General features: G+C 66.0%; 19 protein-coding genes. 12 read left to right on the top strand and 7 right to left on the bottom strand.

The window, feature by feature from the left end:
• The first annotated feature begins 14 nt into the window (after positions 1-14).
• From AC1RP5_RS15145 to AC1RP5_RS15125, 5 genes are read left to right on the top strand one after another with little or no spacing between them, the layout of a single operon-like run.
• Positions 15-869, top strand: a complete 855-nt coding sequence (locus tag AC1RP5_RS15145) for an ABC transporter permease (RefSeq protein ID WP_493111804.1) — start codon at positions 15-17, stop codon at positions 867-869.
• Position 870: 1 nt separating this feature from the next.
• Entirely contained in the window at positions 871-1713 is an 843-nt protein-coding gene (locus AC1RP5_RS15140; RefSeq protein ID WP_493111803.1) for an ABC transporter permease, read from the top strand.
• Position 1714: 1 nt separating this feature from the next.
• Positions 1715-2788, top strand: a complete 1074-nt coding sequence (gene atzD / locus AC1RP5_RS15135) for a cyanuric acid amidohydrolase (RefSeq protein ID WP_493111802.1) — start codon at positions 1715-1717, stop codon at positions 2786-2788.
• Positions 2789-2810: 22 nt separating this feature from the next.
• Entirely contained in the window at positions 2811-4001 is a 1191-nt protein-coding gene (locus AC1RP5_RS15130; RefSeq protein WP_493111801.1) for an aminotransferase class V-fold PLP-dependent enzyme, read from the top strand.
• Between the two features lie 21 nt (positions 4002-4022).
• A complete protein-coding gene (locus AC1RP5_RS15125; RefSeq protein WP_493111799.1) occupies positions 4023-5333 on the top strand; it encodes a hypothetical protein in 1311 nt (436 codons plus the stop codon).
• On the opposite strand, the gene AC1RP5_RS15120 is transcribed toward AC1RP5_RS15125, so the two are convergent.
• From AC1RP5_RS15120 to AC1RP5_RS15105, 4 genes are all read right to left on the bottom strand, one after another.
• Entirely contained in the window at positions 5300-6403 is a 1104-nt protein-coding gene (locus AC1RP5_RS15120) for an ABC transporter ATP-binding protein (RefSeq protein ID WP_493111797.1), read from the bottom strand. The two genes, AC1RP5_RS15125 and AC1RP5_RS15120, sit on opposite strands and share 34 nt — an antisense overlap.
• Positions 6400-7428: an extracellular solute-binding protein gene (locus AC1RP5_RS15115; RefSeq protein WP_493111795.1), complete on the bottom strand. Its 1029-nt coding sequence runs from the start codon at positions 7426-7428 to the stop codon at positions 6400-6402. The genes AC1RP5_RS15120 and AC1RP5_RS15115 overlap by 4 nt, the downstream gene beginning before the upstream one ends.
• A gap of 28 nt (positions 7429-7456) precedes the next feature.
• On the bottom strand, positions 7457-9220 hold the full coding sequence (locus tag AC1RP5_RS15110) for an ABC transporter permease (RefSeq protein ID WP_493111793.1): 1764 nt from the start codon (positions 9218-9220) through the stop codon (positions 7457-7459).
• A gap of 139 nt (positions 9221-9359) precedes the next feature.
• Complete coding sequence (locus AC1RP5_RS15105) at positions 9360-10649, bottom strand: hypothetical protein (protein ID WP_493111791.1); 1290 nt, start codon at positions 10647-10649, stop codon at positions 9360-9362.
• Between the two features lie 45 nt (positions 10650-10694).
• Here AC1RP5_RS15105 and AC1RP5_RS15100 point away from each other — a divergent pair, with 45 nt between their 5' ends.
• The 7 genes from AC1RP5_RS15100 (at position 10695) to AC1RP5_RS15070 (ending at position 18693) form a co-directional block, all read left to right on the top strand.
• The gene (locus tag AC1RP5_RS15100) at positions 10695-11585 is read left to right on the top strand and encodes a polysaccharide deacetylase family protein (RefSeq protein WP_493111789.1); all 891 of its coding nucleotides are present in this window, start codon (positions 10695-10697) and stop codon (positions 11583-11585) included.
• A 7-nt stretch (positions 11586-11592) separates the two neighbouring features.
• Positions 11593-13065 (top strand): M81 family metallopeptidase, encoded by a 1473-nt coding sequence (locus AC1RP5_RS15095; protein WP_493111787.1) that lies wholly within the window; start codon positions 11593-11595, stop codon positions 13063-13065.
• 138 nt (positions 13066-13203) lie between these two features.
• Positions 13204-14790 carry an ABC transporter substrate-binding protein gene (locus AC1RP5_RS15090; RefSeq protein ID WP_493111785.1) on the top strand — a complete coding sequence of 529 codons (1587 nt, stop codon included), beginning with the start codon at positions 13204-13206 and terminating at the stop codon, positions 14788-14790.
• Between the two features lie 67 nt (positions 14791-14857).
• A complete protein-coding gene (locus AC1RP5_RS15085) occupies positions 14858-15799 on the top strand; it encodes an ABC transporter permease (protein ID WP_493111783.1) in 942 nt (313 codons plus the stop codon).
• 1 nt (position 15800) lies between these two features.
• Positions 15801-16676: an ABC transporter permease gene (locus AC1RP5_RS15080; RefSeq protein WP_493111782.1), complete on the top strand. Its 876-nt coding sequence runs from the start codon at positions 15801-15803 to the stop codon at positions 16674-16676.
• Entirely contained in the window at positions 16673-17686 is a 1014-nt protein-coding gene (locus AC1RP5_RS15075; RefSeq protein ID WP_493111780.1) for an ABC transporter ATP-binding protein, read from the top strand. Before AC1RP5_RS15080 ends, AC1RP5_RS15075 begins: the two co-directional genes overlap by 4 nt.
• The gene (locus AC1RP5_RS15070; protein WP_493111778.1) at positions 17683-18693 is read left to right on the top strand and encodes an ABC transporter ATP-binding protein; all 1011 of its coding nucleotides are present in this window, start codon (positions 17683-17685) and stop codon (positions 18691-18693) included. Before AC1RP5_RS15075 ends, AC1RP5_RS15070 begins: the two co-directional genes overlap by 4 nt.
• A 5-nt stretch (positions 18694-18698) precedes the next feature.
• Here AC1RP5_RS15070 and AC1RP5_RS15065 read toward each other — a convergent pair whose 3' ends face one another.
• The 3 genes from AC1RP5_RS15065 to AC1RP5_RS15055 form a co-directional block, all read right to left on the bottom strand.
• Positions 18699-19442, bottom strand: coding sequence for a Hint domain-containing protein (locus AC1RP5_RS15065; RefSeq protein ID WP_493111777.1), 744 nt, complete (start codon positions 19440-19442; stop codon positions 18699-18701).
• 158 nt (positions 19443-19600) lie between these two features.
• The gene (locus AC1RP5_RS15060) at positions 19601-20245 is read right to left on the bottom strand and encodes a glutathione S-transferase family protein (RefSeq protein ID WP_493111775.1); all 645 of its coding nucleotides are present in this window, start codon (positions 20243-20245) and stop codon (positions 19601-19603) included.
• A 4-nt stretch (positions 20246-20249) separates the two neighbouring features.
• Complete coding sequence (locus AC1RP5_RS15055; protein WP_493111774.1) at positions 20250-21446, bottom strand: pyridoxal-phosphate-dependent aminotransferase family protein; 1197 nt, start codon at positions 21444-21446, stop codon at positions 20250-20252.
• Positions 21447-21486 lie beyond the last annotated feature (40 nt).

Below are 21486 nucleotides of genomic sequence, written 5' to 3'. Positions count from 1 at the left end.
CGCCTCGCCACCGAATGTCCCGCGTAAAAATCTGGGTCACTTACCTGCAGGTCGCGCCGCTCGCGCTGGTTTTCCTGCTGTTCCTCATCGTCCCGATCGCCACGATCGTGGTGGTGAGCTTCTTCGACTACAACACGACCCAGATCATTCCGGCCTTCCTGCTGCAGAACTACGAGGAGCTGCTGCTCTCGCCGGTGACGTGGCGCACCTATTTCCAGACCATCCAGTTTGCGCTGATCACCTGGGCGCTGACGCTCGGGATCGGCTTCACCGTCGCCTATTTCGTGGCCTTCCATGTGCGCTCGTCCACGATGCAGACGGTGCTGTTCCTGCTCTGCACCATCCCGTTCTGGACCTCGAACGTCATCCGCATGATCTCGTGGATCCCGTTCCTCGGCCGCCACGGGCTCGCCAACACCACGCTGATGAATCTCGGGCTGATCAATCAGCCGCTCGAGTTCCTGCTCTATTCCGATTTCTCCGTCGTGCTGGCCTATGTCCACCTCTACACGCTGTTCATGGTGGTGCCGATCTTCAACTCGATGATGCGCATCGACCGCAGCCTGCTCGAAGCGGCGCGCGATGCCGGCGCGACCGGCTGGCAGACGCTGGTCAACGTCATCCTGCCGTTGTGCAAACCGGGCATCGCCATCGGCTCGATCTTCGTCGTCACCATCGTGATGGGCGACTTCGTCACCGTGCGCATGATGAGCGGGGGCCTCAGCGCCTCGGTCGGCCTGATGATGGCGAACGCCATGTCGCTGCTGCAGTATCCGGCCGCCGCGGCGAATGCCGTCGTGCTGCTCCTGCTGGTCCTGTTCATCGTCGCCGCCATGATGCGCATGGTCGACATCCGCAAGGAGCTGTGACGTGCAGCACGGCAAGCGCGGTCCCGCCTTCTGGCTCCTCGGCGCCTTCTTCTGCCTGTTCGTGCTGTTCCTCTACGGGCCGACGCTGACCATCCTGATCCTGTCGTTCCAGGGACCGTCGGGCGGGCTCACCTTCCCGATGAACGGCGTCTCGCTGCACTGGTTCAAGAACCTGTTCGAGAAGCAGATGGTCGGCGACTTCGCGGGCTCGCTGCAGCGGTCGCTGATCCTGGGTTTCGCCACCATGCTGGTGACGGTCGTGGCGTCCTTCTCGGCAGGCCTCGCCTTCCGCTCGCGCTTTCGCGGCTCTGCGATCATCTTCTACCTCGCGATCGCCAGCCTGATCGTGCCCTCGATTCTGATCAGCCTGGGTATCGGCCTGCTGTATCGCGTGCTGGGCTGGGAACCCGCCTGGTACAGCTCGGCCTTCGGTGCGCACCTGACCTGGACCCTGCCGTTCGGCCTTTTAATCATGTTCGCGGTCTTCAACCGCTTCGACCGGCGCTATGAGGAAGCCGCGCGCGACCTGGGCGCGACCTCGTGGCAGACGATCCGGCACGTCGTCGTGCCGATCCTGCTGCCGAGCCTGATCGGCGTCGGCCTGTTCGGCTTCACGCTCTCCTACGATGAGTTCGCGCGCAGCCTCTACACGGCCGGCACCTTCAACACCCTGCCGCTCGAGATCTACGGCATGACCACCAACGTGACGACGCCGGTGCTCTATGCGCTGGGTACCGTCACCACCGGTGTGTCCGTGGTCGTGATCGCGCTGTCGCTTCTGTCGGTCACGTGGCTGCGCCGCCGCCGGACGCGTCACGGCAGCGACGCCGGCAAGGCGGCCTGAGATGCCGCGCCGGACGAGAGTGCTGCGCCTGCCGACGGCCGGCCCGCAGGATACCGCGCCGCTCGCTTCCGCGATCGCTTCGGGCGAGGTTGACGCGAAGACCATCGTCGCCATCGTCGGCAAGACCGAGGGCAATGGCTGCGTCAACGATTTCACCCGCGGTTACGCCACCCTGGCGTTGAAGCTGGTGCTGGCGGAAGCGCTTGGCCGTACGCTGGCGGAGATCGAGAAGCGGGTCGCCATCGTGATGTCGGGCGGCACCGAGGGTGGGCTGTCGCCGCACCTGATCGTCTTCTGTCGCGAGACGGTGTCCGACGCTGCCGCAACAGTACCGCGGCTCGCCATCGGCGTCGGCCTCACGCGGCCCTTCAAGCCTGAGGAGATCGGTCGCGCGGCCCAGATCGAGGAGACGGCAGCGGCCGTGACGCTCGCCCTGAAGGATGCTGGCATCGCCACGCCCGCCGACGTGCACTTCGTGCAGATCAAGTGTCCGCTGCTGACCAAGGAGCGTATCGAGGAGGCCACGAAGCGGGGCGCGACGACGGCGACCGGCGACACCTACCATTCGATGGCCCTGTCGCGCGGCGCCTCGGCGTTGGGCGTCGCCCTGGCACTGGGCGAGATCAGGGACGCACCGGAGGAGGCGATCTGCCACGACTGGTCGCTCTATTCGCGGGTCGCCAGCACCTCGGCGGGCGTCGAACTGCTGCGCAACGAGATCGTCGTGCTCGGCAATGCCGCCGGCTGGTCCGGCGACCTGGTGATCGACCACGACGTGATGCGCGACGCGATCGATGCCGGCGCGGCGCATCGCATCCTGGGGCGCCTCGGCGTGGCTGGCGACGACGTGACGGCGGTGCTGGCCAAGGCGGAAGCCGCACCGTCGGGCGCGATTCGCGGGCGGCGGCACACGATGCTGGACGACAGCGACATCCATTCGACCCGCCATGCCAGGGCGCTGGTGGGCGGCGTGCTGGCCGGCGTTTTGGGCGACACGATGCTTTATGTCTCCGGCGGCGCCGAGCACCAGGGGCCGGCGGGCGGCGGCCCGATCGCGATCATTGGGCGGGTCTGAGCGGCTGGGCTAAGCTCGCCGCATGAGCGAGACGGATCCTTACGAACTTCTGGGCGTGCGGCGGCGCATCAATGCGGCCGGTGCACTGACGCGGCTGGGTGGCGCGGTGATGGCGCCGGAAGTCGTGGCCGCCATGGCCGCAGCTTCGCGCGCGTCGGTCGACATCGGCGAATTGCAGGATGCCGCAAGCGGGCGCATCGCGGCGGCGACCGGTGCCGAGGCGGGGCTCGTCACGACGGGTGCGGCCGCGGCGCTCACGCTCGCGGCGGCGGCTTCGATCGCCCGCTGGGACATCGCGAAGATGGCAGCGCTGCCGCATGCCGGCGGCTTTCCGCATGACATCCTGATCCCGCGCACCCAGCGAACCGGTTACGCCCATGCGCTGGCCGCGTCGGGCGCGCGGCTGGTCGATATCGGCCACAACGATCGTGGCACCGGCGCCGGGGTGCGCGGGCTGGAAGCCTGGGAGATCGAGGCCGCATTGTCGCCGTCGGTCGTGGCGATGGCCTTTTCGGTCAATGCAGGCAGCATCGTCGACCTGCCGGTCGCCATCGCGACATGCCACGCCAATGGGATTCCCCTGATCGTCGATGCGGCGGCGCAGTTGCCGCCCAAGGAAAACCTGCGGCGCTTCATCGACATGGGCGTCGATCTCGTGGCGTTCTCCGGCGGCAAGGCGCTGGGCGGCCCGCAGGCATCCGGCATCCTGGCCGGCCGGCGAGATCTCGTGGCCTCGGCGCTGCTGCAGCAACTCGACATGGATGTGGCGCCCGATACGTGGTCGCCACCGCGCCTGGTCGACCGCGCCAATCTGCGCGGCGTCCCGCATCATGGGATCGGTCGCGGCTTCAAGGCCGGGAAGGAGGAGATCGTTGGCTTGCTCGTGGCGCTGGAGCGCTTCGTGGAAGCCGATGACGCGGCTGCCAATGCCGCGCTCGAGAGGCGGCTGGAAGCGATGGCGGCGTCGTTGAACGGCTTCGACGTGAAGCTGGTGCCGGCGGCGCAGACCGGCCGCGTGCCGGTGCTGGAGATCTCCATGCCCGATGCGCTGGTCGTCAGCGCGAAGCTGCAGAACAGCGATCCGCCGGTCCACCTGTCTGAGCGGCACGCCGCACGCGGTGTTCTCACGCTCGATCCGCAGGTCCTGCTGCCCAAGCACGACGCGCCCTTGATCGCGGCGCTCCGTGCCGTGCTTCGGTCGACGACGGCCTGACGCGATGACCATCAATCATCGATGACGGTCGTTGCGGCGCTGGTCGCGGCCGCCCTTTTCATCCTGCTGCACTGGCAGGGGATCGGGCTTTCCGGAGACGGCTGGGCCTTGTGGCAGGCGGCCGTGTCGCTGGCCGACGGCCACGGATATCGCACGCTTTCCGGCGAACCGATCGTTTCCTGGCCGCCGCTTTATTCAGCCTATCTGGCGCTCTGGACCATCCCTTTCGGCCCGACGGGCGCGGGCCTCGTCGTGGCAAACGGCGTGCTGATCGTGGCGCAGGCCTGGCTCTGGTCGCGGCTGGCCGGTCGATTGATCGGCGACAGCGCGCCGGCGTTGCCGCCGAAAGCCGCGCTGGTGGTGGGCGTCTTCATCGGCGCGTTCATCGCGGTGAACGAGTCGGTCGTGTTGGCCCATAACGTCGTGTACCTGCTGCTGCCGATATACCTTCAGGCGCTGTGGAGCTTCAGTGGAGCACGCGCGGAAATACGCGACGCCGCAACGCTCGCCATCGTCGGAACGCTGATGATGCTCGCCCACAATGCCTGCATCGCCTTCATTGCAGCCGCCTCCATGGTGATGATCTGGCGGACCAGGCGGTTCGCGCTGGCGGCGATCGCGGGCGGCGTCCCGCTCGTCCTCTGGGGGACGCTTCGTCATCTGCTCAGCCAATCCGGCAGTCATCCCCTCGGTTGGGATGTCGGAAGGTTCGGGGTCGGCGACTACCTTGTTCAGTTGCTAAGCGGTCCCGGCGATCTGCTGGTGAGCGGGCGGTATCACGCCGGCCTTGCGGGCTGGATCGTGCTGTGTGCCGTTGCCTGCTTCCTGGCGAGTGCGAAGCAGGCCACGGCGCTGCGGTTCGCATTGGCCTTCGTGGCCCTGGCGGCGGCGATGCTGCTGATCCTGTTCAACATCACCTGGGTCTATGACGAACTGTCGAGTCCGCGCTTCGTGCTGTTCGCGCCGCTGCTCGTCGTGCCGCTGATGGTCGGGGCTGCGATGCCGCGCTTTCCCATAACGGCTTTCATCGTGGTGGCGCTGCTGACGGCGGCGCAATTGTACCTGGCCGGCGCATGGGTCCATCGCCAGCTTGGCACGACGCTGGCCGACCTCGATTTTCCACGCACCTTCGTCACTCACGGCGCGTACATTTCGAGGGACTATCTCGACGGCGATCCAAAGACGACGCCAAAGGGCGTGCTGATCGCGGCACCGCAGGACGTCGAGCCGGCATCGTTGATTCCGCCCGGGCAGCGGAAGAGAGAGGGAAGCGCCGCTCGCGACGGCGCTTCCTGTCCTCAGTCGGCGGTCGCCTGCCCGTCGTCGCGATAGGCCCAGCAGCTGTCGGGCGGCATCGTGATCGCGACCTCGCCGTCGCTGTGGCGCGCGGCGGTGCCGAGTTCCAGCACCTCGAGCTTGTGGCCGCCGAACTCGACGTCGTAGACGGTCTGCATGCCCTGATAGCGGCGCTCGATCACGCGGCCGGTGAAGCAGTTGGCCGGGCCGCGCTCGCCGAGGCGGATATTCTCGGCGCGCAGCGCGATGCGGGCATTGTCGCCGGCCGAGAGCGGCTGCGGCGTCCAGGCTTCGATGCGGCCGGCCGCACCGAGATCGATCACGGCCTGCTCGCCCTTGCGCTCCAGCACCTTGCCCTTCAGCAGGTTCGACGCGCCGGTGAAGTTGGCGACGAAGGAATCGGCCGGTCTGTTGTAGATCTCGCCCGGGGGCGCCATCTGCAGCAGCTTGCCGTCCTTCATGACGCCGATCCGGTCGCCCAGCACCACGGCCTCGGACTGGTCGTGCGTCACATAGAGGCCGGTCATGCCGGTCATCTTCAGGATGCGGCGCAGCTCGTCGCGCAGGCGGATGCGCAGCTTGGAATCGAGGTTGGACAGCGGCTCGTCGAGCAGCAGGAGCTGCGGCCGATAGACGAGGCTGCGCGCCAGGGCGACGCGCTGCATCTGGCCGCCCGACAGCGACGTCACCGGCCGCTGGGCATATTCGCCCAGGCCGACCAGCTCCAGGGTCTCGCGGACCTTGCTGTCGATGTCGCCGCCACCGCCCTTGCGGCGATGCTTCAGCGGATAGGCGACGTTCTGGTGCACCGTCATGTGCGGCCAGACCGCATAGGACTGAAACACCATGCCGATGTCGCGTTCGCGCGGGCTCACCAAGGTGCCGCGCTCGGGCTCCGACACGACGCGGCCGCCGATCGAGATGCGGCCGCCGGTCGGATGTTCGAGACCCGCAACGCAGCGCAAGGTCGTGGTCTTGCCGCAACCCGAAGGCCCCAGCAGCACCACGATCTCGCCCGCCGGCACGTCGAAGTTCACGCCATCGACGGCCGCCTTGCCGGTCCCGAACTTCTTGACCAGGCTCTCGACGAGAAGCGCAGCGCTCACTGGCGATACCCGTAGGTCTTGTTCCACTCTTCCATCCAGGTGGCGCGCAGCTTGTCGAACTCCTCGAACTTCGGCACCCAGACCTTGATGACCTTCGGATCCCAGCCCTTCGGATAGGCCGGCGGCTCCTTCAGGGAGGTGATGTTGCCGAGCTTGTTGATCATGAAGGTCTGGCCTTCCTTCGACAGGCGCCAGTTCATGAACAGCCGCGCGGCATTCGGGTTCTTCGACGACTTGGTGATGCCGTCGGCGTACGGGACGATCGGCACGCCCTCAGGCGCGAAGATGGCCTCGGCGGGCGCTCCCTCGACGATCTTGGTGTAGATGATGTTGTAGAGCAGCGGCGCGATCGAGACTTCGCCACGCACCAGCGCGTCGGAGCAGGGCGCGCCCGACGGGTAGAGGGCGATGCCGAGCTCGGCCTGCTTCTTCCAGTAGTCTTCGCCCAGCACCTGGCGCTCGAACATGATGCGGGTCCAGGTCGTGCCACCCGACGGTCCGATCACCTGGCCGATCTGCTTGTTCTTGTATTCGGGCTTGGTGAGATCCATCCAGGTCTTGGGGGCGTTCTTCACGAGCTGGGTGTTGTAGGCGATCGCCCAACCCAGCGTGACGCCCGGCCACAGCTTCGGCGAGACCATCACGTCGGTGCGATAGTCGGCGGCGTTCGGCGGCGAGTAGTCCTGGAAGAGATCGGCGATCTCGAGCATCAGGCCGCGGTCGGAATGGTTGACCACGTCGGCGCCGAGCTTGTCGGCGGCGGCTTCGGTCTTGATGCGGGTGATGAGCTGGCCGCCCGGGGCGCGGACCATCGCGACCTTGATCTTCGGGAAGCGCTTGTTGAACTCCTTGATCACTTCCTGCTGCGTCTCGGCGAAGTCGGCCGTGTAGAGCGTCAGGCCGCCTTCCTTCTCGGCGGCGGCGATCAGCTCCTTGGAGCCGAACTGCTCCTGCTGGGCGCGGGCGGGGAGTGCGGCCGTTGCGGCGGCGCCGGCGATGCCGGCCAGTACGGTTCTACGCTTCATTGTCTTTTCCTCCGATCGTTGTCGTTTATCAGCCCGCGCGAGCGCTGCTCTCGGCAGCTCCGCGGGAAAGCCAGGTGGTAATGCCCAGCAGCACCGCGAGAATCACGGTCTGCACCAGGCTGAAGGCGGCGGTCTTGCCGACGTTTCCGCCCTCGTAATAGTCGAGCAGCAGCACGGCCATCACGGTCGTGTCGCTGGTGTAGAGGAACAGCGACGAACCCAGTTCGCGCACCGACAGCACGAACAGGAGCGTCATCGACGCGACGATGCCGGGTCGGGCCAGCGGCACCATGATCGTGGCGATGGTGCTGAGCAGGCCGCGGCCGCAGATCCACGCCGCTTCCTCGAGCTCGCGATGGATCTGCATGAACGAGGTCGACAGCGCCTTGACCGTGTCGGGGATGAAGCGCGCCACGAAAGCCAGCGCCAGGATCCAGATCGTGCCGTAGAGGCCGCCGGGCAGGCCGATCCAGGCCCACAGATAGGCGACGCCGACGACCAGGCCGGGAATGGCGACCGGGATGGTCGACAGCATGTCGATCACCTTGCGGCCCGGCACCTGCGTGCGGTTGATCGTGTAGCCGATGGCGAAGGCCAGGACGCCGCCGACCACCGCCGTGATCACGCCGACCTTCATGGTGTTCCAGATGGAAACCATCGTCAGCGGATTGTCGAAGATCGAATTGAAGTGCACCCAGCTATAGGCCTTCATGTCGAAGACCGCGTCGAAGTCCTTGAAGAACAGGAACCGGCGGAAGGCCGCGATCACCAGGGCGATCGTGGGCAGCACGACGACGATGAACAGGTAGACGAGGGCGAGGCCGAAGGTGAACCAGCGCCACGGCCCGAGGTTCAGGCTGCGCGGGCGGAAGGCCTTGCCGGCCACGGTGGCGAAGCTGCGGCCCGACAGGACGCGCTGCTGTGCCCACACGAAGATGGCCGTGACCATCATCAGCAGGATCGCGACGGCGGCGGCCGTGTTGTAGAGCGGCGGGCTCCAGGCGGTGAGCTTGAAGATATAGGTCGTGAGCACGCTGATATTGGCCGGCGCGCCCAGCGCGGCGGGGATGCCGTAGATGCCGAGCATCACCACGAAGGAAAGCAGCGAGCCCGCCAGGATCGCCGGCGCGATCAGCGGGAAGGTGACGGTGAAGAGCGTCGTGAAGGCCGAGGCGCCCGAGACTTCGGAAGCCTCCTCGAGGCTCGGGTCCATGTTCCTGAGCGCCGAGGCGGTGAACATGTAGACATAGGGCGCGTAGTAGAAGCCGAAGACCAGGATCAGGCCCGCCATCGAATAGAAGTCGAAGCGGAAGTCGATGCCGATCCACTTGAGCGCGGTGTTCAGCAGACCGGTCTTGGGCGACCCCAGGATGCTCCAGGCGACGCCCGCCACGAGCGGCGGCACGAACAGCGGGATCATGCTGGCGCCGGCGATGAAGCCCTTAAACGGCGTGTTGGTGCGCACGACGATCCACGAGAAGGTGAGTCCGATCACGACCGCGAGCAACGTGCCGCCGCCGCAGGCCACCAGCGCATTGAAGAAGGCGAGGCGGACGTTCTCGTTGCCCAGCACCGCGAGGAAGTGGGTCAGCGAGGGATTGAACTTGCCGAACCCGTCGATCACCGGATTGGAATCGCTGATCGCGCCGAAGAACAGCATCAGCAGCGGATAGATGACCAGGAAGGCCAGGATGATCAGCAGTCCGCCGACCCAAAGCGGTACGGCCCACCGGCGCTGTGTCGGCGCGGCTTCCGTGGTCGCAGGCAAAGCGGCAGCACTCGTCGCCGTCAACGTGTTCTTCCTCCCGGCTCGTCCGCAGCCTGGAAGGGTGCGGCTTCTTCATTAAGACTGCGACCGTAGCTCATCCATCGTTGCGGCGCTACGGCCCGTAGGTGCGCGGAGTCGTCGCCCGGCCGTGTGAAATCCGGCTCTACTGGTCGCCGTTGACGCCGGTCAGGAACCGCTCCGAGTAGGAGTTCATGATCTGCTGCCAGCTCGCCCTGGTGCCGCGGGCGGACCAGTTGAGGATCGGCGACAGGGTCTTGGTCGTGAAGTCCGTCATCGAGCTGAACGAGCCAGTGATGCCGTTGGTGATTATGTTGGCGTTCCGCGTGCCCTCGGGATCGGCCGTCGTGGCCTTCGCCGCGAAATAGGAGAGATTGTAGTAGCTGTAGCTCGAGCAGCCGAAGAAAGCGTAGATCTGGTACTGGTCCTTGTTCATCTTGATGGGCGCACCGATCTGCTCGCCCATGTAAGTGAGGTCCAGCAGGCCGACCCGCGAGTGTCCTGCATATAGGAACAGGGAGCCGCGCTCCGCTGCTTCCTTCGCCATGCAGAAGAAGGCGACGCTGTCCTCGCCGATGTTGGTGACGCCCCAGAACAGGCGGACGACGACTTTGCGCGCCCCATCCTGGCGGGTGAATTCCTCGACGAGGCCCGGCGAGGCGGCGAGGGATTTCGTCGTGCCGCATTCACGCGCGCGCTCGTCGGTGGGAACCGTGCGCACCGCGAAGCCCTGGCCTGTCAAGTACTTGCGGATGTCGCGGTAGTTGGCGGCATTGTAGTCGGGGTTGTTCTTTTCGGGAGCGATGTTGCCGTTCTTGTCGTCGTCGGCGCCGTAGGCCAGGACGATGCGGATTTCGCCATTGCCGTTGGTCAGCCGTTCGTACGCGGGCGCGGTGTTGGCGCTGTTGGGCCGCTTCGCGACGATCGTGCCGTCTGCCGTGGAATAGTCGACCCCGTCGACCAGCGGGCATCCCTTGTTCAGCGGCGCCCAGAAGTAGGCCATGCGATATTTCTCGCCCCAGCTGAAGCACTTGTCGGTCGAGCGATCCCACACCTCGTCGAGATTGAGGGGCAGGCGGATTTTCACAGTATCCTGAAGGCCATTATCGAGAACGAAAGTGCCGGTGTAGCGATAGCGCACATAGTGCTTGCCGGTCTTGTCGTCGCGATACTTGCCGAGAACGTCGACCTTTGCGTCGTTCTTGGCGGCGGCTTTCTTCGGGGCGGCCTGCAGCGGGCCGGCGAGATACACGAGCTGCCGGTTGATGTAGGAGGGCAACAGGATGTATTCCGGCGTGTCCGAGGCGATCTCGACCATGCTGGTGAAGGTGACTTCGGCTTCGTAGGAATCCTTCGAATAGTAGGCGAAGGCCGGCGAACCGGTGAGCAGAAGCATGCAGCCCGTGGCGGCAGCCGACAGCACTCGATTGAGCATGGTGAAACCGTAGCCCTTCGTGGTTTGCGACGTTAATTTGTCGGGATGGAACTGCGAACACACGACCGTTACAGCTATGTCCCCCTGCGGGGCCGCGCCGATTACTCCTGGCCGGCTGGCCGACGGCTCGCCGTCTACTTTGCGCTCAATCTCGAGCATTTTTCTTATGGCGAGGGTCTTGGGGCTGAACTGGCGCCGGGTGGTCCACATCCCGACGTTCTCAACTTCGCGTGGCGCGATTATGGCAATCGCGTCGGCGCCTGGTACATGCTCGACGCCTTCGACGCCCTGAAGCTGCCGATGGCGGCCCTGGTCAACAGCTCGATGTACGACTATGCGCCGGAGCTGATCGCGGCCTGCCGGGCGCGCGGCGACGAGATCGTGGGCCATGGACGCACCAATGCCGAGCGTCAGGGCGTGCTCGACGAAGTGGGCGAGCGGGCGTTGATCGGCGAGGCGACCAAACGTCTGGCGGACGCCGAGGGCCGCGCGCCGGAAGGCTGGCTGGGGCCGTGGATTTCACACAGTCACGTCACGCCCGACCTGCTGGCCGAAGCGGGTTATCGCTACCTTCTGGACTGGTGCATGGACGACCAGCCGATCTGGTTCCGCTGCCGCAATGACAAGCGCATCCTTGCGGTGCCCTATCCTCAGGAAGCCAACGACATTCCTTCGATCGTCGGACGCAAGGATGGCGCCGCCCAGTTCGCCGACATCCTGATCGACCAGTTCGACGAGATGATGGAACTGTCGCAGGAGCGGCCGCTTGTCATGGGCATCGCGCTGCACGCCTATATCGTGGGCCAGCCGCATCGGCTGCGGCACCTCAAGCGCGCGCTTCGTCATATCGCCGGTCATCGCGACTCGATATGGCTGACGACGCCGGGCGCGATTGCCCGGCACTGTGTTTCCCTACCCGCCGGTATCGTCCCCTAGGAGCACCATGCGTCTGTTCTCGGCCACGCTGGCCACCGAAACCAACACCTTCTCCCCCTTGCCGACGAGCCTGGAGAATTATCGCGAGTCGGTGTTCTTCGGGGCGGGCGAGCATCCGACCGACGCGCCGCGCATGTGCACCGCGCCGCTGTTCGTGGCGCGGGCCCGCGCCAAGGCGGAAGGCTTCGAGCTGATCGAAGGGAGCTGCTTTGCCGCCAGCCCCGCCGGCACGACCAATCGCGCCGACTACGAGACCATGCGCGATGAGATCCTGGGCCAGCTCAAGGCGGCGCTGCCGGTCGACGGGCTGCTGCTCGGCCTGCACGGCGCGATGGTGGCGCACGGTTACGACGACGTCGAAGGCGACATCATCGAACGCTGCCGCGCCCTGGTCGGGCCGAACTGCGTGATCGGCGTCGAGCTCGACCCGCACTGCCATCTCACGATGAAGCGCGTGTCCCAGGCCGACATCATCGTGCTCTACAAGGAATTTCCCCACACCGACGTCGTCGAGCGCGCCGAAGATGTGCTCGATCTCGTGCTGGCGACGCTGCGCGGCAAGATCAAGCCGGTCATGTCGGTCTACGACTGCCGCCAGATCCAGAGCTATCCGACGACGATGCAGCCGATGCGTGGCATCGTCGACCGGATCATGGCGATGGAGGGCAAGGACGGCATCCTTTCCGTCTCGATCGCGCACTGCTTTCCCTACGGCGACGTTCCCGAGATCGGCACGCGCGTTCTGGTGATCGCCGACGGCGACAAGAAGAAGGCCGATGCGCTGGCGACCTCGCTGGGCGAGGAGCTGGTAGCCCTGCGCGGCAAGACCGCGCCTCAGTCGTTGAGTGTGGCGGCCGGCATCGGCGAGGGCGTCGCCTTCAACGACCTGCCGGTCGTGATCGCCGATCCGTCGGACAATGCTGGTGGCGGGGCGCCGTCGGACAATACCGACATCCTGCGGCACCTGATCGATAAGGACGTCGAGAGCGCCTGCCTCGGGCCGATCTGGGATCCGATCGCCGTCCGCATCTGCTTCGACGCCGGTCTCTGCGCCCGCATCGGCTTGCGTTTCGGCGGCAAGATCGCGCCCAGTTCCGGCCAGCCGATCGATGCCGAGGTCGAGATCATTGGCCTGAAGCGCGATGCCTGGCAGCGGTTCGGGCCGACGCAGGTCTCGGTCGGCGACTGTGCGGCAATTCGCATTGGCGGCGTCGAGGTCGTGCTGATTGCCAATCGCACGCAGGCGACCGGGCTGGAACTGTTCACCAACCTCGGGATCGATCCGACCGAGCGGAAGCTCGTCGTGGTGAAGTCGACGAACCATTTCATGGCGGCCTACGGCCCGATTGCCAAGAAAGTGATCTACGTCGAATCGACCGGCCCGCTGCCGCGCGATCATCGCAAGGTGCCTTACACAAAGGTCCAACGTCCGATCTGGCCGCTCGACGAAGGCGCCAAGCCGCGCGGGCTGATCTTCTAAGTCGGACCGCGGGCCTCCAGGCCCGCTCATGAGGCGGGCCTGGAGGCCCGCGGTCCAATGAGCAGGGAAGAGCGTCGCGCTGGACAAAGCGGAGCGTGGCTTTGCATACTCTCTGCGGGGAGTAAGGGAGTGTTTAAAATGTTCAACCGAGTCTTCGCGGGCGCGCTGGCGCTGGCGCTGCCGTTCGCCGCCGTCCAGGCGCCGGCCCAGGCGCAGGAGAAGGTCCTCAAGGCGGTGATGCACGCCGACGTGCGCGTCATCGACCCGGTCTGGACCACCCAGACGATCGCCAACATCCATGGCGCGCTGGTCTACGACACGCTGTTCGGCAACGATTCCGACCAGAAGCCCCAGCCTCAGATGGTTGGGAAGTATGAAATCAGCCCGGACAAGCTGACCTACACCTTCACGCTGCGCGACGGCCTCAAGTTCCATGACGGCTCTCCTGTCACGACCAAGGACGTCATCGCCTCGCTGAAGCGCTGGGGCGCCAAGGACGGCGTCGGCCAGCGCCTGATGGGCTTCGTCGCTAAGATGGAGCCGGTCGACGACAAGACCTTCACCATGGTGCTGAAGGAGCCTTACGGCATGGTGCTCGAGTCGCTCGGCAAGAGCGGCAGCTCGATCGCGGCGATCATGCGCGAGAAGGATGCGCTCACCGATCCGCAGCAGCAGGTCAAGGAATCGGTCGGTTCCGGCCCCTACGTCTTCGCCAAGGACCAGTGGGTTCCGGGCAGCAAGGCCGTCTACCTCAAGAACAAGGACTACCAGCCGCGCACCGAGGCGCCGTCGTCCTTCGCCGGCGCCAAGATCCCGGGCGTCGACCGCATCGAGCTGGTCTGGATCTCCGATCCGCAGACCGCGATGTCGGCGCTGATCAACGGCGAGATCGATTTCTACGAGGCGCCGAGCAACGACTTCCTCCCCCTGCTGGAGAAGGCCAAGGGCGTGAAGCTGATGAAGACCGGCAAGATCGACAGCACGCAGGGCTTCATCCGCCTCAACCATCTCCAGCCGCCGTTCGACAATGTGAAGGCGCGGCAGGCGATGTACTACCTGATCAACCAGGAAGACTTCCTGCGCGCCATCGTCGGCGACCCGAAATACTACAAGGTCTGCCCGGCGCTCCTGACCTGCGGCGGCCCCTACGACAGCGCCGGCGGCCGCGAGTGGATGAAGGAGTACAATCCCAAGAAGGCGATGCAGCTCCTCAAGGAAGCCGGCTACAAGGGCGAACCGATCACCGTCCTGTCGGCGACCGACCACGCCACGATCACGCCGGCGACCCAGGTGCTGATCCAGGCGATGCGCGAGGCCGGCATCAACGTCGACGCGCAGTCGATGGACTGGGGCTCGGTCGTCACGCGCCGCGCCAAGAAGGACCCGCCGGCCCAGGGCGGCTGGAACATCTTCGTCACCACTTCGGGCGGCGTCGGCTCGGCCAATCCGGTGCTGCACACCTGGATCGGCGCGGCCTGCGACAAGGGCCTGTTCGGCTGGCCCTGTGACGCCAAGATCGAGGAACTGCGCAGCGCCTTCGGCATGGCGCAGACCGAGGAAGAGCGGAAGAAGATCGCCAACGAGCTGCAGGCACGCGCGATGGAGCAGGTCGTCTACATCCCGTTCGGCCAGTGGGACACGCCGCTCGCCTATCGTGCCGACCGCATCGAGGGCATCGTGCCGAACACGGGTCTCGCCGTGCTCTGGGGAATCACGAAGAAATAATGCCGTTTCGAGTACGCGTAGCCGTCGCACGCAGGGAGGCCTTGCCTGACCCGGGCAAGGCCTCGTCATGACCGCCTATATCATCCGTCGCCTGCTTGCCACGCTGCCCGTCATGGCCGTGGTGGCGCTGTTCGTGTTCTTCCTGCTGCGCTTCGCACCGGGCGATCCGGCCGCGATTATCGCCGGCGAGGACGCCACGACCGAGGCGATCGCCTCGGTCCGCGCCAAGCTCGGTCTCGACCGGCCGATGGTCGAGCAGTTCTTCGTCTGGACGACCCAGCTCGTGCGCGGCGACATGGGCGTCTCGATCTTCTCCAACCTTCCCGTGACGCGGCTGATCTCGCAGCGTCTCGAGCCGACGGTCGCCCTCACGCTCTCGACCCTGTTCGTGGCCGTGGCGATGGCCATTCCGATCGGTGTGCTGGCCGCGTGGAAGGTGCGCAAATTGGTGGACCGGCTGGCCATGGGCTTTGCCGTGCTGGGCTTCGCGATGCCGACCTTCGTGCTGGCCTATATCCTGATCTACTTCTTTGCCGTGCAATGGCAGATGCTGCCAGTTCAGGGTTATACGCCGATCAAGGAAGGGTTCTGGCCCTTCGTCCAGAGCCTGATCCTGCCGTCATTGGCGCTGGGCATCACCTACATGGCGCTGATTGCCCGCACGACCCGCGCCTCGATGCTGGAAGTGCTGTCGCAGGATTATATCCGCACGGCCAATTCCAAGGGCCTGGCGACCGACCGCGTGCTGCTGCTGCATGCGCTGAAGAACGCCGCCGTGCCCATCGTCACCGTGATCGGCATCGGCATCGCTCTCCTGATCTCGGGCGTCGTCATCACCGAGACGGTGTTCAACATTCCGGGCCTCGGCCGCCTCACGGTCGACGCCGTGCTGAAGCGCGACTATCCGGTGGTGCAGGGGCTGATCCTGGTCTTTGCCGGCGCCAAGGTGCTGGTGAACCTGATCATCGACATCTCCTACGCCTTCCTCGATCCGCGGATCCGGTACTGACATGGCCGTAGTTACCGACGACCTCGCTCTGCCCGCCGCCCGCCGCTTCTCGCTGTGGAAGGCGATCCGGCGCAATCCGACGATCGCGTTCGGCGCGGTGCTGCTCTCCGTCCTGATCGTGATGGCGATATTCGCGCCGTACATCGCCACCAACGACCCGTTCAAGATCGCGCCGGTCAACCGGCTGCGGCCGCCGTCGGAGCGCTGGTGGTTCGGCACCGACCAGTTCGGCCGCGACGTCTTCTCCCGCACCATCTACGGCGCGCGCGTGTCGCTGATCGTCGGACTCTCGGTGGCGGCTTTCTCCAGCATCCTGGGCCTCGCGCTTGGTCTCGCCTGCGGCTACTTCCGCAAGGTCGATGCGCTGGTGATGCGCATCATGGACGGGCTGATGGCCATCCCGTCGATCCTGCTCGCCATCGCACTGATCACCCTGTCGCGTCCGGGCCTCGGCATCGTGATCGTGGCCATCGTGATCCCCGAGGTGCCGCGCGTCGTACGTGTGGTGCGCGCGGTCGTGCTGTCGATCCGGGCCCAGCCCTATATCGAGAGCGCCATCGCCGGCGGCACGAAGAACTGGAAGCTGATGACGCGCCACATCCTGCCCAACACACTGGCGCCGCTGATCGTGCAATCGACGTATGTCTGTGCCTCGGCGATGCTGATCGAAGCGGGGCTCAGCTTCCTCGGCGCCGGCGTGCCGCCCGAGGTGCCGAGCTGGGGCAACATCATCGCCCAGGGCCGCACCTTCTTTCAGATCGCGCCCTGGACGATCATGATCCCCGGCGCTTTCCTCGCGGTCACGGTGCTGGCGGTGAACCTGCTGGGCGACGGTCTGCGCGACCGGCTCGACCCGCGTCTGGCGAGGCGCCTGTGAGCGCGAACCCCGGCGCGATCCTCGAGGTTCGCGACCTCCATACCCAGTTCAGCACGCTGGACGGCGTGGTGCGTGCCGTCGACGGCGTGTCGTTCGACGTGGCGCGCGGCGAGACCCTGGGCATCGTGGGCGAATCAGGCTGCGGCAAGTCGGTGACGGCGATGTCGATCCTGCGGCTGATCCCGCCGGAGACCGGCCGCATTGCCTCGGGCTCGATCAAGTTCGAGGGCGAGGAGCTCACGACGCTCACCGAGGCGGAGATGAAGCGCCTGCGCGGTCATCGCATCTCGATGATCTTCCAGGAGCCGATGACCAGCCTCAACCCGGTCCTGACCGTCGGTACCCAGATCGCAGAGAACGTCGTGCGCCATCTCGGCGTGTCGTGGAAGGCGGGGCGGGAGCGGGCGTTCGAGATGCTCGACCTGGTGCGCATCGCCGACGCGCGGCGCCGGCTCGACGAATATCCCCACCAGCTCTCGGGCGGCATGCGCCAGAGGGTCATGATCGCGATGGCGCTGTCCTGCGATCCGCAGGTGCTGATCGCCGACGAGCCGACGACGGCGCTCGACGTCACAATCCAGGCGCAGATCCTCGACCTCATGCTCGAGCTCAAGGAGAAGACCGGCACCGCGATCGTCCTGATCACTCACGATCTCGGCGTCGTGGCCGAGACGACGGAGCGGGTCGTGGTCATGTATGCCGGCCGCAAGGTCGAGCAGGCTTCGGTCGACCAGCTCTTCGCCGAGCCGTTGCATCCCTATACGCGCGGGCTGATGCGGGCGATCCCGCGGCTCGATGTCGAGGCCGATGCCGCCGGCACGCGGCCGCGCCTTCAGGAGATCCCGGGCCTCGTGCCGATCCTCACCCAGCCGATCATCGGGTGCGCCTTCGCGCCGCGCTGCGGCTTCGCCACCGACCGCTGCCGCCGCGAGGCACCGCCACTGATCGACGCCGGGGCAGGGCACCTCGTCGCCTGCTGGGAGATCGACAGCGTGAGGAGGGCGGCATGAGCGATACCCCCGTCCTGCAGGTCGAAGGGCTGGTAAAGCACTTCCCGATCCATGGTGGCCTGTTGCAGCGCCAGGTCGGCGCGGTGAAGGCGGTCGATGGCGTCACCTTCTCGATCCGGCGCGGCGAGACGCTGGGCCTGGTGGGCGAATCGGGCTGTGGCAAGTCGACGATCGGCAAGGTCGTGCTGAAGCTGATCGAGCCGACTGCCGGGAAGATCGTGCTGGCTGGCGAGGACGTCACCACCCTGAAGCCCGGCGCGATGTGGCCGCATCGCCGGCGCATCCAGACGATCTTCCAGGATCCGTACTCCTCGATGAACCCGCGCCTGCCGTCGGGCACGATCGTGGGCGAACCGCTGGAGAATTTCGGCATCGCCCGGGGCGCGGCGCGCGACGAGCGGGTGGCGCAACTGTTCCGCCGCGTCGGCTTGCGCCCCGAGGCGATGCGCAAATACGCGCACGAATTTTCCGGCGGTCAGCGCCAGCGGCTCGGTATCGCCAAGGCGCTGTCGGTCAATCCCGACGTAATCGTGGCCGACGAGCCGGTCTCGGCGCTCGACGTGTCGGTGCAGGCGCAGGTGCTGAACTTGCTGATCGACCTGCAGGAAGAATACGGGCTCGCCTATCTGTTCATCAGCCATGACCTCGCGGTCATGCGCCACATCAGCCACCGCATCGCCGTGATGTATCTCGGCCGCATTGTCGAGCTGACGGACAAGCGCACGCTCTTCACGCAGCCGCTGCACCCCTACACCGAGGCGCTGCTGTCGGCCGCGACCGCGCCCGACCCCACGCGCCGCCGCAAGAGGAAGAGGATCGTGCAGGGCGACGTGCCGAGTCCGGCCAAGCCGCCGCCCGGCTGCCACTTCCACACGCGTTGCCTCTATGCGACGGCGGAATGCCGCGTGACGTCGCCGCCGCTACTCGAAGTGGCGCCCGGTCATCATGTCGCCTGCCTGCGTCGGCCGGTCGGTGGCGATCCGGCGCCGCTCTCGATCCCGGGCTAGGCTTCTCAGGCGCCGGCGCGTTCCTCGAGCCGGTCACGAATCAGGTCGAGAGGCTGGCGCCGGTCGATGATCGGCGCCGCCGCGCTGCGCAGCCGCGAGCTGAGCCGGCTGCGGCCGCCGCGAAACTCCAGGATCGGTGCGCACGCTTGCATGCCCGCGGCCTGGAGCGATTCCGCGGCGGCGCCTTCGGCATCGATCACGTCATGTCGGTCGAACTCGAAATGGAAGAAGTCGAGCGAGTCGCGGCCGGGCGCATCGTCGAACGCGATCGTCGTGCCGTTCACGAGGCTGCCGATCCGGATCAGTACGCCGTCGAGGAAGAAGGCGTGCGAGCAGGTCACGTAGAGGTCGGCCGACGGTTCGTTGTCGGCCAGCGCGCTGCGGCTCACGCGAACCATCCGTGTCTCTTCCGGCCAGTCGCCGGCCGGATTGCGATGCACGGTGAAGCTCTCGATGCGCCGAAGGGGCAGGGGACCGCCGAAGCGCGACGGCAGGAAATCGCCGACCTTGAGCGTTTCGACCGTGCGATAGCCCTTGGTCGTCAGGACCTTCGTGCCGCGATGAAAGCAGGTGCCGCCGCTGCTGCCGCCCGATCCACCACCGCCACTGCTGCCGCCACCGCCGCCTATGCAGATGATGCCCAGGATGCAGTCGGCCGAGGCCTTTGCGGGGACGTAGGCGGTGACTGTGCCCGTTACGATGCCCGCCGCTTTCAGCAGGTGACGCCGTGATGTCGCGAGTTCGGTCATTGAGCGCTCCGCACGTGAGGACGGAAGTCGGTCGATGACGGAGTAACTTCGGGTCAGTCTTTGAGTTGCAACTCTGGCGGGTGAAGTCCGCTATCGGACAGCACAACCAATGTTTGCGGTTCGCGAATACCGCTGGAGGGTAAATCGGTACCGTGGCGTCAGCGCTGCGGCGTCTCGGCCGGTTCGGTCGCCTTCATCGAGGGGCGCTGCGCGACGATATCGTACCAGGCGGCGAGCTTCGGGGCCGCGTCACGCCAGCCCGGCCCGTAGCGCCATTCGTCGTAGCCGCAGGCGACGGCAGATGTGATCTCGGCCAGTCCGAAAATGTCGCCGTTCGGCGACATTTTTTTGTCCAGAATCGCGAAACATCTCAGTCCGCGGTCGCGCATCTTGGCGATGAAGTCGTCGGAACGGTCGGCGCCGGTGCGCAGCAGTTCGGCGCGGCGCATGATCTGCGCTTCCAGGATCGCTGAGGCCAGCGCGTTGATCTCGAGCGCCCGCCACCGCTCAGGCCCGTCCGCCGCGAGGAGGCGATGGTGGCCGAACTTGCCGTCGAGGTAGTCGCAGATCGAATGGGAGTCGGTCAGTGTGACGTCGTCGGCGACCAGCGCGGGGATGCGCATGGCAGGCGTTGCCTGCACGAAGTCGGCGGGCATCTCCACGGTCCGCGTGCCCCAGGCGTGCGGCCACTTCGTCTGGACGTATTCGAAGCGGTCGCCGATCCCCAGTTCTTCGATGCAGATCCGGACACGCCGGACCCAGGGCGAGGCCGGCGTGACGTAGAGGCGCATCGGATCGGCCATCCGCTCAGGCCTTCCGGGCGCCCGGCGCGGTGTCGCGCAGGTAGTTCATGGCGGCCTGCGCGCCGCCTTCCTTGTGCGGGACCTTGGCGAGGCCCAGCGCCATCTCGACGCCGGAGAGGGTGCCCATCAGCATCAGGTCGTTGAAGTCACCGAGATGGCCGATGCGGAACACCTTGCCCGCGACCTTGGTCAGGCCCTGGCCGAGCGACATGTTGAAGTTCTCCAACGCGACCTTGCGGAAGGCGTCGGCGTCATGGCCCTCGGGCATGACGATCGCGGTCAGCGAGCCCGAATAGGCCTTGGGATCGCTGCACAGGATCTCGAGGCCCCAGGCCGTGACGGCGGTGCGCGTCGCCTCGGCGTGGCGGGTGTGGCGGGCGAACACCGCGTCGAGGCCTTCTTCGAGCAGCATGTCGCAGGCTTCGCTCAGGCCATAGAGCAGGTTGGTGGCGGGCGTGTAGGGGAACCAGCCGTTGGCGTTGGCCGTCAGCATCTCGTCCCAGTTCCAGAAAGCCTTCACCATCTTCGAGGACTTCGACACCTCGATAGCCTTCTCGCTCACCGCGTTGAAGGAGAGGCCCGGCGGAAGCATCAGGCCCTTCTGCGAGCCCGCCACCGTCACGTCGACGCCCCAGGCGTCATGGCGATAGTCGACCGACCCCAGCGAGGAGATCGTGTCGACCAGGAGGAGGGCGGGGTGCTTGGCCGCGTCGATGGCGCGCCGGACCGCCGAGATGTCGCTCACCACGCCCGTCGAGGTCTCGTTGTGGACGATGCAGACCGCCTTGATGGCGTGGCCGGTATCTTCCTTCAGGCGCTTCTCGATGGCAGCGGGATCGGCCGGCTTGCGCCAGTCGCCACCCATGAATTCCGATTTGATTCCAAGCTTGTCGGCCATCTTCTTCCACAGAGAAGCGAAGTGGCCGGTCTCCCACATCAGCACAAGATCGCCGGGCGACAGGGTGTTTACGAGGGCCGCTTCCCAAGCTCCGGTTCCGGATGCGGGATAGACGATAACTGGTTGTTTTGTCTGGAAAACCTGGCGAACCGAGCGAAGGACTTTCTTGGCCAGCGCGTTGAACTCGGGGCCGCGATGATCGATCGTCGGATAATCCATCGCGCGAAGAATGCGGTCGGGGACGTTGGTCGGACCGGGAATTTGCAGGAAATGACGTCCGGCGGGGTGTGAGTTCAGGCGCATCGGAAAGTTCCTTTCGGCTTCGCTGTTGCATTTTGTATAC

This window comes from Reyranella sp. GW821-FHT12G01 (genome assembly GCF_058806575.1).
This window is presented reverse-complemented; position numbering and strand designations above follow the sequence as displayed.

What these genes read in the sequence shown, in the direction of transcription:
- AC1RP5_RS15090 (WP_493111785.1), top strand. Translation starts at nt 13,204, where the DNA reads ATGTTCAACCGAGTCTTCGCGGGCGCGCTGGCGCTGGCGCTGCCGTTC.
- AC1RP5_RS15070 (WP_493111778.1), top strand. Translation starts at nt 17,683, where the DNA reads ATGAGCGATACCCCCGTCCTGCAGGTCGAAGGGCTGGTAAAGCACTTC.
- atzD (WP_493111802.1), top strand. Translation starts at nt 1,715, where the DNA reads ATGCCGCGCCGGACGAGAGTGCTGCGCCTGCCGACGGCCGGCCCGCAG.
- AC1RP5_RS15080 (WP_493111782.1), top strand. Translation starts at nt 15,801, where the DNA reads ATGGCCGTAGTTACCGACGACCTCGCTCTGCCCGCCGCCCGCCGCTTC.
- AC1RP5_RS15085 (WP_493111783.1), top strand. Translation starts at nt 14,858, where the DNA reads ATGACCGCCTATATCATCCGTCGCCTGCTTGCCACGCTGCCCGTCATG.
- AC1RP5_RS15130 (WP_493111801.1), top strand. Translation starts at nt 2,811, where the DNA reads ATGAGCGAGACGGATCCTTACGAACTTCTGGGCGTGCGGCGGCGCATC.
- AC1RP5_RS15115 (WP_493111795.1), bottom strand. Translation starts at nt 7,428, where the DNA reads ATGAAGCGTAGAACCGTACTGGCCGGCATCGCCGGCGCCGCCGCAACG.
- AC1RP5_RS15145 (WP_493111804.1), top strand. Translation starts at nt 15, where the DNA reads ATGTCCCGCGTAAAAATCTGGGTCACTTACCTGCAGGTCGCGCCGCTC.
- AC1RP5_RS15095 (WP_493111787.1), top strand. Translation starts at nt 11,593, where the DNA reads ATGCGTCTGTTCTCGGCCACGCTGGCCACCGAAACCAACACCTTCTCC.
- AC1RP5_RS15125 (WP_493111799.1), top strand. Translation starts at nt 4,023, where the DNA reads ATGACGGTCGTTGCGGCGCTGGTCGCGGCCGCCCTTTTCATCCTGCTG.
- AC1RP5_RS15060 (WP_493111775.1), bottom strand. Translation starts at nt 20,245, where the DNA reads ATGGCCGATCCGATGCGCCTCTACGTCACGCCGGCCTCGCCCTGGGTC.
- AC1RP5_RS15105 (WP_493111791.1), bottom strand. Translation starts at nt 10,649, where the DNA reads ATGCTCAATCGAGTGCTGTCGGCTGCCGCCACGGGCTGCATGCTTCTG.
- AC1RP5_RS15055 (WP_493111774.1), bottom strand. Translation starts at nt 21,446, where the DNA reads ATGCGCCTGAACTCACACCCCGCCGGACGTCATTTCCTGCAAATTCCC.
- AC1RP5_RS15065 (WP_493111777.1), bottom strand. Translation starts at nt 19,442, where the DNA reads ATGACCGAACTCGCGACATCACGGCGTCACCTGCTGAAAGCGGCGGGC.
- AC1RP5_RS15100 (WP_493111789.1), top strand. Translation starts at nt 10,695, where the DNA reads ATGGAACTGCGAACACACGACCGTTACAGCTATGTCCCCCTGCGGGGC.